General features: G+C 44.3%; 10 protein-coding genes. 3 read left to right on the forward strand and 7 right to left on the reverse strand.

The window, feature by feature from the left end; translation table 11 throughout:
• Positions 1–95 precede the first annotated feature (95 nt).
• A protein-coding gene (locus ASD24_RS29855) for an IS3 family transposase (protein ID WP_235540391.1) occupies positions 96–1,429 on the forward strand; the annotation gives its coding sequence in 2 pieces (ribosomal slippage) (positions 96–503 and positions 506–1,429; 1,332 coding nt in all).
• Positions 1,430–1,700: 271 nt separating this feature from the next.
• On the opposite strand, the gene fabF is transcribed toward ASD24_RS29855, so the two are convergent.
• Complete coding sequence (gene fabF, locus ASD24_RS05205; RefSeq protein WP_056692641.1) at positions 1,701–2,939, reverse strand: beta-ketoacyl-ACP synthase II; 1,239 nt, start codon at positions 2,937–2,939, stop codon at positions 1,701–1,703.
• 131 nt (positions 2,940–3,070) lie between these two features.
• Between fabF and ASD24_RS05210 the strand changes: the two genes are divergently transcribed.
• Both ASD24_RS05210 and ASD24_RS05215 read left to right on the forward strand, forming a co-directional pair.
• On the forward strand, positions 3,071–3,934 hold the full coding sequence (locus ASD24_RS05210; RefSeq protein ID WP_056693015.1) for a helix-turn-helix transcriptional regulator: 864 nt from the start codon (positions 3,071–3,073) through the stop codon (positions 3,932–3,934).
• 194 nt (positions 3,935–4,128) lie between these two features.
• Complete coding sequence (locus ASD24_RS05215) at positions 4,129–4,803, forward strand: response regulator transcription factor (RefSeq protein WP_056692644.1); 675 nt, start codon at positions 4,129–4,131, stop codon at positions 4,801–4,803.
• Positions 4,804–4,829: 26 nt separating this feature from the next.
• On the opposite strand, the gene ASD24_RS05220 is transcribed toward ASD24_RS05215, so the two are convergent.
• The 6 genes from ASD24_RS05220 to ASD24_RS05245 all read right to left on the reverse strand — a co-directional run bounded on the left by ASD24_RS05220 (position 4,830) and on the right by ASD24_RS05245 (position 13,363).
• A complete protein-coding gene (locus ASD24_RS05220; RefSeq protein WP_056692646.1) occupies positions 4,830–8,105 on the reverse strand; it encodes a response regulator in 3,276 nt (1,091 codons plus the stop codon).
• An 86-nt stretch (positions 8,106–8,191) separates the two neighbouring features.
• Positions 8,192–8,497 carry a hypothetical protein gene (locus tag ASD24_RS05225; RefSeq protein WP_056692649.1) on the reverse strand — a complete coding sequence of 102 codons (306 nt, stop codon included), beginning with the start codon at positions 8,495–8,497 and terminating at the stop codon, positions 8,192–8,194.
• A gap of 79 nt (positions 8,498–8,576) precedes the next feature.
• Positions 8,577–10,364 carry a methyl-accepting chemotaxis protein gene (locus ASD24_RS05230; RefSeq protein WP_235540393.1) on the reverse strand — a complete coding sequence of 596 codons (1,788 nt, stop codon included), beginning with the start codon at positions 10,362–10,364 and terminating at the stop codon, positions 8,577–8,579.
• Between the two features lie 608 nt (positions 10,365–10,972).
• Positions 10,973–11,809 carry a MetQ/NlpA family ABC transporter substrate-binding protein gene (locus tag ASD24_RS05235; RefSeq protein ID WP_056692652.1) on the reverse strand — a complete coding sequence of 279 codons (837 nt, stop codon included), beginning with the start codon at positions 11,807–11,809 and terminating at the stop codon, positions 10,973–10,975.
• Positions 11,810–11,874: 65 nt separating this feature from the next.
• Positions 11,875–12,543: a methionine ABC transporter permease gene (locus ASD24_RS05240; protein WP_056692655.1), complete on the reverse strand. Its 669-nt coding sequence runs from the start codon at positions 12,541–12,543 to the stop codon at positions 11,875–11,877.
• Positions 12,533–13,363: a methionine ABC transporter ATP-binding protein gene (locus ASD24_RS05245; protein WP_056692658.1), complete on the reverse strand. Its 831-nt coding sequence runs from the start codon at positions 13,361–13,363 to the stop codon at positions 12,533–12,535. Before ASD24_RS05245 ends, ASD24_RS05240 begins: the two co-directional genes overlap by 11 nt.
• Positions 13,364–13,445 lie beyond the last annotated feature (82 nt).

Here is a 13,445-nt window from a genome sequence, read left to right on the forward strand (position 1 = left end):
TAAACTGTACCCTATAGAGTAGACACTTTAAAAAAGTCTCTCTATGGGGTATTTTTTATGTATGCCACCAAAGAGACCGGAATGGAGATACAACAATGAGTAAAAAAACCTTTACAGCAGGCGAAGTGAAGCAGCTTTCTGCAAACCCATATGTGAAGTCCGTATCTACGAAAGGAATTACGTATACAGACGAGTTCAAACAACTCTTTATTGCATCAAATCAGCAAGGAAAGCTACCTAGAGATATTTTTGAGGCATGTGGATTCGACGTTCAGATCATTGGAATGACTCGCATCAAAGCCGCTGGAACACGGTGGAGAGCCAGCTACAGAGAACAGGGCTCCCTAGGCTTACACGATGCAAGAGCCACACATTCAGGGAGACCTCTAAAGCGGGAATTAACTTTGGAAGAAAAAAATGCGAGGCTCGAAGCACAAATTCACCTGCTTCAAGCAGAGAATGAACTCTTAAAAAAGATTCGCATGGCCGAACGGGGGTGGAAGCACGAGTAAAACAGGCAGCCAGCTGTGTCTACCAAATCATTCGAGCCGTGATTCAGAAATACCATCTAAGGCGGATGGTGAGTGTTCTTTGCGAGGTTGCAGGCGTCTCCAAAAGTGGATACTATCGGTACTGGACGGCTTCGGCCATCCACAGACGCTATCAGAACGAACAAGCCGATGAAGAGCTTCGCGTTCACATCAGCCGAGCCTTCCATTTTAAAAAGCGTAACAAGGGAGCACGCTCCATCAAGATGACACTGGAAGGACAGTTTCAGATCGCCTGGAATCTCAAGCGGATCCGGAGAATCATGAAAAAATATGATATCGTATGTCCWATTCGAAAGGCTAATCCGTACAAGCGAATGATGAAGGCGACCCACGAACATCGAACCGTGCCTAACTTGTTACAACGAAATTTCAAACAGGGAGTGCCTGGGAAAGTGCTTCTAACCGATATTACCTACTTAGAATATGGTAAAGGAAATCGAGCCTATTTGTCCACGATCAAGGATAGCTCCACCAATGAAATTCTGGCTTACCATGTGTCGGAACGAATCACCATGGAGCTCGCGACAAATACCTTGCTTCACTTACAGAAGAATCGAAGATTGAAGAAGACCAAAGATGCCTTCATTCATTCTGATCAGGGAACCCACTATACCCATCCGGATTTTCAGAAGAAAGTGAAACRTATGGGTCTTGGGCAATCCATGTCTAGACGAGGAAACTGCTGGGATAATGCTCCGCAGGAGTCGTTCTTTGGTCATTTTAAGGATGAAGTTTCGCTGAAGAACTGCACTACGTTAGATGAGGTTAAACGAGAAATTAAAGCCTATATGACCTACTACAACCACTACAGATACCAGTGGAACTTAAAAAGGATGACCCCTGTAGAATACAGAGATCACCTTCTTCAAGCCATGTAGGTCTTTTTTAGAAATGTCCTTTACATAGGGTACAGTTTANGGAACTTAAAAAGGATGACCCCTGTAGAATACAGAGATCACCTTCTTCAAGCCATGTAGGTCTTTTTTAGAAATGTCCTTTACATAGGGTACAGTTTAGTGTGGCAACGCTGTTTTTTTCATTTATTTACTTGAATGTTACTTCTAATTACTTGAATGTTACTACGTTACTCGTCTTCGTAATTTTCGTAATTTTCGTTATTTCGTGAGTTGGTTAAGGACCTCCAACAATTCAAGCCTCATACTTTTGGAACACTAATACCGCGTTATGTCCACCAAAACCAAACGAATTAGACATCCCGATGCTCATGTTGGCTTCTCTAGCTTCATTAGGGACATAATCTAAGTCACATTCAGGGTCTGACTGTTCCTGGTTAATTGTTGGTGGAATAACCCCATGTCTCAACGTCTGGATTAGAGAGATCGCTTCCGCACCACCGGCCGCACCGAGCATATGCCCAGTCATCGACTTATTCGCAGTCACAGGAATCCGGTAAGCCGTTTCGCCAAATAGCTTCTTGATCGCCCGGGTCTCGGAAAGATCACCTGCTTCTGTGCTTGTCGCATGTGCATTAATGACATCCACATTCTCAGGCTCGAGCTGAGCATCCTTCAATGCAGCCCTCATCGCCAAAAATGCTCCTCTTCCTTCCGGATGGGTGGCAACCATGTGGTATGCGTCTGAACTCGCGCCATATCCAACAACTTCAGCCAGAATATGAGCACCTCTAGCAAGGGCATGAGACAGCGACTCCACCACAACGATTCCTGCACCCTCAGCCATAACGAAGCCATCTCGACCTGCATCAAACGGACGACTCGCTGCCTTCACCTCTTCATTACGCGTAGATAATGCCGTTGCGTTAGCAAAACTCGCCAAAGCTACCTCAGTCACAGCAGCCTCAGTGCCTCCTGCAAAAATAACATCAGCTCCGCCATGTCGAATTAACCGAAATGCCTCTCCAATCGCGGTATTACCGATAGAGCAAGCGGTCACTGGCGAGAGCGTTGGCCCCCAACAACCAAACCTCATGCTGATCATCGATGCCGCCATGTTCGAGATCATCATGGGCACAAGGGTAGGACTGACTCTTCCCGGACCTCGCGCAGTAAGCAGGTTACTCTGTTCAACCAAGGTTTGAATTCCCCCAATGCCGGAACCAACATACACACCCACTCGCTCTCGCTCTAGCTTCTCCAGATCTAGACCCGATTGCATTAAGGCCTGTTCTGCTGCTGCAACGGCAAATTGGGTGAAGCGATCCATACGGCGAGCCTCTTTACGTCCGAATTGCTGCTCTCCATCAAAATCTCGAACCACACCAGCCATTTTAGATTTATATTGTGTCATGTCATACGTATCAATCATTGAAATTCCTGATTTACCCTGAACGAGGTTATTCCAAAATGGTTCCACATCATTTCCCAAAGGAGAGATAATTCCCATTCCTGTAATTACAACACGCTCCATCTTCTTTCCCTCCAGCATGTATACAAAATTAAGTTCGATTTAATATTGTCATGGGTGTTATCCTATTACAAGTTGTTGTTTATCCTAGTATAATGACCACTAGGATATTGGATTAGATGGAGGGTGAATTCGTGAATCATGACGCCAGGCTTCAAGCACTATCCTCATTTATGAAAACCCAGCGTGCCAAAATATCGCCAGAATCCGTCGGTCTGCCTGCAGGCACGCGGCGAAGAACACCTGGTTTAAGACGGGAAGAAGTAGCTCAACTAGCTGGGGTAAGTACCACTTGGTACACCTGGCTGGAACAGGGACGGGATATCCAGGTATCTCATTCCGTGTTGGATAATATCTCGACGGCTCTCAAGTTAACGCCCGATGAACGCAAATACTTGTTCTCGCTAGCATTGGAACGTCAAGCTGCAGCACATATTGCGGAAGAAGAACCCTTGCAGATCAGTCCACCACTACAACGGATTCTTCGCGATCTGGAGCATTGTCCGAGCATTATCTCTGATCGCCGATGCTACATTGTTGGCTGGAACGATGCAGCGAGACATGTATTTATCGACTTTGACCTCATTCCACTTGAACAACGCAATATGATTCGTCTGTTATTTGAACGTAAGGAGTTCCGCAGACTTGCGGTGAACTGGGAGCATTTTGTTAGCGGTTTTCTGGCGATATTCCGTGCCTACTATGGTCAGTATGTGGAGGATGAATGGTATAATTTGTTTTTGGAGGAGATGATGGATCAATATCCAGACTTTCGCACACTGTGGAAACAGAGTAGTGTCAGCAGCGCCCCTGACGTTCTCATTGAGTTTAGACACTCTAAGGCAGGTAAAATGTTATTTGACCTTACATCCTTGCAGATCCATGGCAGTTCTGACCTGCGCTGTAGCATCTATACACCGGCAGCGGACACAGCAACTGAACAGAAGCTTATGCATCTCATGGAACGTGATCCGAGGAACCTCAGCGGCTCAGTATAACCTGATTTGATGCTACATTTACATCAGCATGGCTCTAGCCAATATCAAAATCAACTAGGATGAAAACTACATTTCGGAAAGCGTCCATCCTATCCTTGACATCATCCCCTCGTAAGTATAGATTATCAGGTAGATTAAGGTGAATTTAGGACAGTTAGCCCACTTCCACATTGTGGATTTTAGAAAGGAACATCATGACCAAAGTGCTTATAATAGAAGACGACAATATGTTAGGTGACACATTATCCCTATATCTTCAAGGGGAAGGATATGACGTAATTCGTGTCGATAACGCAAGAGATGGTCTTCTACAGCTTCAAGCGCTGCCTGATATCATTCTTCTTGATTTAATGCTCCCTGACCTGGGAGGTAAGAACCCTTGTCTACTCATTCGAGAGCATACAACCACACCTATAATCGTCATCTCATCATTAACCGATATCTCTGAACGAATTCGTTCCTTATCGGATGGAGCCGATGACTATGTATGTAAGCCCTTTAGCATGCAAGAGCTCAAAGCACGCATAGAAGCTGTGCTGCGCCGAACGGCAATACATCATAACTCCATCATGTCTAAAGAGCAGCCAGGAATCTCTCTTGATTTGGAACGCAGAACGATTCTGCTCAATCATCGGAAGATTGAAACTACATTTTCTGAATTTGAAATCATGAAATTATTTGTACTTAATCCAGGCAGGGTATACAGTCGCTATGCCTTGATTGAAGCTATTCGGGGTTTGGATGCCTATATTAATGATCGTACCATCGATGTTCACATTGCAAAATTACGCAAAAAAATCGAAATCAACCCAAAAAACCCCCAATACATTCATACCATCTGGGGGGTGGGATATAAGTTCACACCTTAATGTGAACCATCATCTATCGTTTTACTTCACCATGGCAAAGACGTAGTGATCACATCTATTTCTTGTTGCACCTTCTCTAGTTGTGCAGCCACATCGGCTCTAGGTGACAGATTAACTAAACATGTCTCTAGTTCAAGAACAAGCTCCAATAACCTTTCGGCATGCAGGTTTGCAGCAACACCTTTGAGTGAATGAACATTGCGAATGACATCATCCAGCCGATGATATTGAAGCTGCAACTCTACCCTTTTCTGAAACATACTGTACTCCGCCTTAAACTTCGTAAGCGCATATTGTAAGATATGCGGCTTATCGCCCATCTGGTTGATGGCCTGCTCCACATGCATACCCCTGATCTCTTTCATACCTCTCAGGTTGATCCATAGTGATAATTTCTCTGCTATTTGTTGCTCATTGATTGGTTTAAACAAGATGCTATTCATACCCATTTCAAGGCATTTCTCATAATCGCTTTGTAACCCATTTGCCGTTAGTGCAAGGATCGGCGTATGATCATACTGCCTAATCTGACGGATATGACGTACTGTATCGAACCCATTCATTTCAGGCATATACAGATCCAACATAATGAGTTTCCATCTCTGTTCATCCAGCTTCTTCATGACCTCTTGCCCATTAGCTGCCAATGTGACCTCAAACCCCATATGTTCGAGTGTTGCACGTATGGCGAGTTGATTAATTTCATGATCTTCTGCCACAAGAATATGTCCCTTATGATGTATCTTCGAATCAACTAAATCATAGTCGACCCTCTGTTGCTCTATTGACCCATTTCCCTGGAGGGTAAGCAACGCTTCGAACAAGCCTAGACGAGTAATCGGTTTGAACAGCATGAGATCAGGGCGGCTTAAATTTCCCTCTTCCCAGATATCATGATCGCTGAACGGATGGGTATATCCGAGCACCTTAACTTTTGATCGATCGAGACTATCGATAAAGCGGTTCCAATCCGTCCCGTTACCCGTCTCTATGATGTCCATATCAATCATAAATACCGAGTATGTGCCATCATGATCGGAAGTGAACTCACGACCTGCTGCTATCTCAACTAGTTCAGGATATAACACTGCATGGACACCAAAGGAATGCATCATCTGAATCAAGCTTTCACCCAGTCGTTGATTGTCTTCAATGATCGCCGCACCCATCAGAGGCTGCAGTTGAGGATACATGTGAAGGAAGAAGTTCTCTTCCGTATCCGCCAAATCCATTACCAACTCGAAGGAAAAACGACTATATGCTCCTTGTACACTATCCACTTGTAAGATTCCTCCTAATGAGCTCACCAAATGATAACAGATGGTTAAGCCCAGACCGGAACCTCCATATTTACGATACGTTGATGGATCTCCCTGTGTGAAGGGTACAAATAACCGCTCCATATGTTCTGGTGCTATACCGATCCCCGTATCCTCTACAACAAACCGAACAACGGCCTGCTCAGTATCCAGCGATATGAGCTCAGCCGTAACAAGAACATGACCATACTCTGTGAATTTGATTGCATTGCTGAGTAAATTCAGCAGAATCTGTTCAAGTCTCACCGGATCACCGAATACACGCAAAGGCAGATCTGGATCTGTATTGAAGATAACATCAATATTTTTGTAACCCACTGCCGCGCCCGCTTGATCAGCAATACCCTTGAAGAAATTTTCTAGAGAAAAGGGGACTCTCTCAATGGTAAGCTTGCCTGCTTCGATTTTGGAAAAATCGAGGATATCATTCACTAAGGTAAGCAGGGATTGAGATGACGTATTTATTTTATTCAGATATTCCATTTGCATGGTGTTTAAGCCTGTACGTTGAAGCAATAATGTAAAACTGATGATGCCGTTTAGCGGGGTACGAATCTCGTGGCTCATCCATGCGAGAAAATTACTTTTTGCCTGACTAGCCTCGTCAGCCTTCAAGCGTTGAACCTGATCCGTAATATCATGAAATACACCCTTGATACGTTCTGTAGAGTTCACCATCTGAACGGGATGTAAGTGCACCCGATAGTGTTGTAGCTGCCCATCTCCGAGCCTCAGGCTAAGCTCCATCTCTTGAGAAGACTGATTATACAAGGATTGTTGCAATAGTAATGACCAGCTCTCCAACTCCTCAATCGTAATCAAGTGCTCAAGCTGCTGTGCGAAGACCTGCTCCTTGCTGGTCTGAAGCGCGTCGAGAAACCTCTGATTCACCGACACAATGCGTTTATTTGCATCAAATCCAACAAACCAATCCTGTGAGACACGCTCCAACGTTCGATACCGCTCTTCACTCTCTTGAACTCTTCGCTTCACGGCATGATGTTCCGTAATATCAAGCCCGTGACCAATGATATACTTCACTTCACCGTCTTCCAGTAGAGGCTGCATCTTCACAATTGCATAATAACCCCTATATTCAAACTCATAAAATAAGGACTCTCCTTGCCAAGCCCGCTCATATTGTTCCTTTAGAAAATCCATTTTTTCCTTAGGTAGAAGGCTCGTTCCTCCACGTTTGTTATTTTCCATTACGCTTTTCATGTCCAAGCCCATGCGGGAGAGCATTTCTCCTTCTAATACAACATATTCAAAATTAGCATTTCGCTTCTGTATTTTAAAGGCAAAGCCAGTCTGCATACGCAGCATCTCTAGCATTTCCCGATCTTTCTGAATAACGAGTAGTCGATAATTATGGTTCTGATTGAGATAATGCAGAAATAATGAAACTAATAAGATACATGCATTCTGAAATGACAAATGTATGCCTAAAATGGGCAGAGACAGTGACTGTATTTCACCCACAGTGAAGACATACACCGAGTTCAACAGCACGGCTCCACATATCCATTTGAGCACAAAATGCCTAACATACTTAAAGACCAGATATATGACGATGACAAACATGATCTCAACAATTAAATATTCTAAATTACCGAATTCAGGGGTAATGCCTATAACCAATCTAAGGCTTAACATTAAAGCAAAGGTGACAAGTGCAGAAAGACCTCCACCAAAATAAGTGGCTAAAAAATAGACAATGGCCCTAAAATTTAATAATGAGCCATCGTTAATTTGGATACTAAAATAATATAAAGCCGTGCCAAGAATGCTATAAAGGACACCAACAACCACTCGATTAACAATGAAGGAAACACGCTTCGTACTCGTCTGGTGCAGATAGTAATGTGTGAGAAAAACGAAGATCAGAATCAACGTAATATTCAGTACAAGATCGCGCAGCAATAGGTCACCGTCCAAATCGCGGATTCTGGTATGTGCATTCATGAATTTGTCTGGATTCACGTGTGCAGCTTCCAAGTTAAACAAATCATATTATGCCAATCTCTCTTAATCAATTAAACTATTTTTAATCTTACCCAAACGACGCCTTACTCACACAAATCATTGAAGATACTAATATAAAAGAGAGAATCGTCCAGATAAACAGAGGTGATCGTCACTTCAGCTTCCCAAACTTCTTGGTTAGCTCTTGCAATATGGGCAACACCCGACCAAGTCTGATTCCCTCTCCAATGTGTATCAATCTCTAAGCGAGCAGGCTGGCCGATCATATGCTCCCTAATACAACCTGTTTTGGCCTCATAGATCGAGTTCACCTCCAGAATTACACCATGTTCATCAGTAATCATGACCGCATCCTCTAACAATAAAAAAGTTTTAAGTTCCAGTTGCATCGCAACTACCTCCCCTTGATGTAACATGATGTAAACTAACTTATCCCTTCGGAGAACACTCCTATATCCTAATACGGGTTTAATATTTGAATTTCTGAATCATTCCTTGTAAATGCTCCGCCATGGACGTTAAGCTTCGTGCTGAAGATGAAATCTCTTCCATCGCTGCTAGTTGCTCCTCTGACGAGGCCGCAACTTCTTCGGACGTTGCCGCATTAGCCCCAGCAATGCCTGCCAACTCTTTAGAGATCGCTGCTACTTCCTGCACACCTGCTGTAATCTGCTGTGACGTCGCTGCAATCTCTTCAATCTGTGGTGTTGTATCTCTCATGCTATTCAAAATATATTCAAACTTCTGAATCGCTTCTGTTGAGATGGTCATACCATCACCAACCTCTGTTGTTACCTTTGCCATCATACGAACCGAGGCAGCCATATCCTCCTGAACAGCATTCGTGAGAGCCGTAATTTCACTCACAGATTGTTGGGATTGTTCCGCCAATACGCGTACTTCACCCGCTACGACGGCAAAACCATTACCGTGTTCACCTGCACGAGCAGCTTCAATCGATGCATTAAGGGCAAGCAAATTCGTCTGCTTGGCTATGTTACCGATCAGTTCTGTAATTGCAGAAATCTGGTTAGAACGTTCATATAATGCCTGAATCAATTGATTGGTCTCTTCTACGGTGTCCTGGATAGAATGCATTTGGCTGACGGTCTGTTTGACCGCTTCCCCGCCCTCTTCCGCCTGAACGGTTGTATGCTTCGCTAAGTCGGCGACACGCATAGAGCTTTCGGAAATACGAGTAATGCCTACGGTCATTTCACTCATCGCTCCATGATTATGTTCGATGCCATTCGTCTGTCTTTCTGCACCGCTCGCAATTTCCTGGATAGCCCGTGCAACCTGCTCACTAGCGGCACTAGTGGATTCTGCACTCTGTGTCATTTCCTCTGAGGAAGCAACAACCTCACTTGCGCTTTTCTCGACATTTTGAATCAACAATCGCAAATTGCCCTGCATTTTTCCAAATGCATCACTTAGCTCACCGATCTCATCATAACTTGTACTAACAATGGTCTGGGTAAGATCCCCCTCGCTCACTTGGATCGCTTGGTCTTTCAGACGGCGAATCGGTCGAACAATAGAACGCATGACCAACACGATAATGACGCAGCCTACGATAAGACAAGCTGAAATGATAATAATCATCCGATGCAAGATAGGTGCAGCCGCAGTGTCAATTTCAGAGGAATACATCGTTCCAGCCACTTTCCACTCTGTCGATGCGTTAGTATCGAAATACATAATTTTCTCGTCTTGTCCCAGTGTATAGTTGAATTGCCCTGAAGCATTCTCGTACACCTGTGTCCACAGATCCTCTGTCGCATCTGTTCCAGCAGGCTGAGTTGGATGGTAAATATACTTTTTACTGCTATCCAGCAAAATCATATATCCTTCTTCCCCTACCTTAATTCCGCTAACCAAACCACTAATGTCGGTCAAATCCAGATCCAGCTCTACCACACCAGATCTGTCACGAAGCGCCTTCGCAATGGTGATGGTAACATCGTTCGTCTCAACAGAAGTATACGGATCACTTACAATAACTTCATCCGGGTTTCCCATCGCTTCGATATACCATGGTCTTGTTCTTGGATCATAGCCATCCGGCATGTCGCCGTCAGATGACATGAGATACACACCTTCCTCCGTCCCCAAGCCGATGGTTATAATATCTGGATTTTGCCCAGCATAGTCCTTCAATTCATCAACAATCGATGTCTCCGCATCTTCTTGACTCATTACTCCTGTGAGCTTATCTGCATAGAATTCGATGTGGCTACGCTTAGCATGTATCACAATATCAATGGTTGAATTAGCCAGGCTAACATTCTCTATCGCACTATGTAAAATTTGTTTTTCTATTTCGCCTCTCGCATTGTTATATGCTAATATTCCAACCAAGAACGAAGGTATGACCAAAAAAGCGATTAATGACAACGCTAGTTTAGCCTTAAAGTTTTTATGGATTTTTGCAAATGAAATCAACTTCCTCTTTTTTCTCACCAAGTTTCTCTACCTCTTCCGACATATATTTAATTTAAATTATTTCATTCCTTTAGATTTTCGTTCTACTCCTTTCTTCTAACACATGACAATGCTCGGTCTGCTAGACGTACTTCACCCAATCCCCATAAATAGGTCTAACAACTGAAAAACGACACCTTTCTCATCGAAAAATCTCTTGTTTTTCACATTTTCTAATGCTAAAGAACTATTTTTCAAGATAATTATAAGAAAAAGTTATTAAATAAAGTAAATTAGCGATATGACTAAAATGTTAACTTTTTAAACACATATTAAGAAAACTGTCTATTACTCAACAGCCAACAAAAAAAGACCTGAGCATCAGCGCTCAGATCTTCAAGTTTGTTTTATTAAATTTACGTATTCAGGTTCACACCTTATTAAAATGCTGGAATTGCGATATCTGCATAGTTCTCTTCGAAGAATGCTTTTACCTCAGGACCTGCCATACGTTTCGCCAATTTCTGAATTGCTTCAGAGTCCTTATTATCTTCACGAGCAACCAATGTGATGGCAAAATGAGAATCATCCTTCTCCGTGAAAAGTGCATCCTTCTTCGGCGTAAGACCCAGTGGGCTTGCATAAGCAGGTGTCATCGCAACCAGATCTGCATCATCCAACATACGAGCCAACATCAGCAGATCCACTTCCTTAAACTGTAAGTTCTTAGGATTCTCAATAACATCCGATGGTGTAGCATCGAATCCTACGCCCTCTTTCAACTTAATCAAACCATTCTGCTCCATCATGACTAATGAACGTCCTGTGTTCGAAGCATCGTTGGCAATTGCAACCGTCGCTCCGTCTGGCAGTTCGTCAATTGACTTGTATGTTTTGGAATATGCTCCATAGATCGCATTGTAGATTGGTTGAACGCCGACCAGATTGGAGTTATGCGCTTCATTATATTGAGTCATATAAGGCAAATGCTGGAAAAAGTTAGCGTCCACCTCTTTGTTCGCCAGTGCTGTATTCGGCTGCACATTATCGGACAAAACCACAACTTCCAGATTCACGCCATCTTCTTTCAACAATGGTTTTACAATGTCCAACACATCTGTCATTGGTGGAATCAGTGTAGCCACTTTCAATGTAACTTCCTGTGTTGCTTCGTTGTCTGTGTTCGTTCCTTCCGCCGCAGGTGCTGCTTCCTTCTGACCGCAACCGGCCACTACAAGCATCACTGCAAGCAGTGTGAGCATTAATTTCGCTTTCATTTCATCTTTAACCCCTTCATTATGTAGTCTGTGTGTGACATGTTCATTTCGATCTCATTATACGCTCAAGATCGACGATCAAGCCAGCGTGATAACCTGCTGCCTGTATATTGAATCGTCTGTACCAAGATAATCATAATGATAATCGTAAATACCATAATATCCGTTTCATACCGCTGGTAACCATACCGAATCGCAAAATCACCAACACCGCCTCCCCCAACAATCCCCATCACTGTGGAGTAGGAGATAAAACTGATGGTCGCCGTCGTAAGACCCAATACAAGACTTGAACGCGCCTCCACATATAGGAATTTCACGACAAGTTGTATGGTTGATGCTCCCATCGAGGTTGCCGCTTCAACCACGCCTTTGGGTACATCAAGCAACGCCTGTTCAACGAGTCTAGCGTAATACGCAATGGCAATGACCGCTAGTGGAACAGATGCCGCAATCGTACCCATGGAGGTTCCCACGACAAACCGTGTGAACGGAATCATGAATACAACCAGCAGTAGGAAGGGAAACGAACGAATAATATTAACCAAGCTTCCGAGAATCGTAAACAACAGTTTATTTTCGTATCGTTGACCCCTTCTGAACAAATAAAGCAACGTTCCTAGAGGCAACCCGATCAGAAGTGCTGCAGCAATGGAGATGCCAACCATGACAAAGGTATCGCCTATCGCTTGCCATATTTCATCCTGATACTTGATCACGGATTCAGGTATCATGGCGATGTCCCCCTTGTTCCGTGTGATCTGAGGCTGAGACATTCCGGTCTGTCATATCCACCGCCGAATCATGCAGCAATAGCGATGTCAGCATGTCAGGCTGAGGTTCTGGAATGCTACTGACCTCCGCTTCAGATAAAGTTCTGATGATGCGGCCTTCTTTCATGACTGATATTTGATGGCAGAGCCTGCGTGCAACCTCCATCTCATGGGTAACCACAACAATCGTCACACCTAACGTCTGGTTAACATGACGAAGTACATCCAGGATTCCACTCGTCGTCTGTGGGTCGAGTGAGGATGTAGGCTCATCACAGAGGAGAACACTGGGACGACTCGCAAGCGCTCTGGCAATCGCTACACGTTGCTTCTGCCCGCCGCTTAACTGTGCAGGATACTGCTTCGCTTTATCCTCAAGACCGACAAATCTCAAGACTTCCATGCCTCGGGCAGTCCGTTCAGCACGGGATGACCCACCTGCCAGCTCCAAAGGCATACAGACATTACCAATCACGGTACGATTGCTAACCAGATTAAAATGCTGGAAGATCATACCGATCGATTGACGAGCCTGACGAAGATGTTGTTCACTCATCCCCGTGAGGTTCTGTCCATTGACAAGCACGTCGCCTTCATCCGGTTTCTCCAGCCCATTAAGCAGTCGTAGCAGCGTGGATTTGCCGGCACCACTGGCACCGATAATGCCATGGATCTTCCCTTGTCCTATCTCAAGCGAGACAGAGCTTAACGCCTCGAACCCCTGATCTGCACGTTCGCCCCGCTCGTAATAACGTTTGCTTACTCCGTATAATGAAATCATGGAGATTCCTCCCGCGATTAATCGTGCATGGTTCTTCGCGAACACATGAAGAAAGCCCGCACAGCCGATAACCGGAGCGCGA

This window comes from Paenibacillus sp. Root52, assembly GCF_001426865.1.
Taxonomy (GTDB): domain Bacteria; phylum Bacillota; class Bacilli; order Paenibacillales; family Paenibacillaceae; genus Paenibacillus.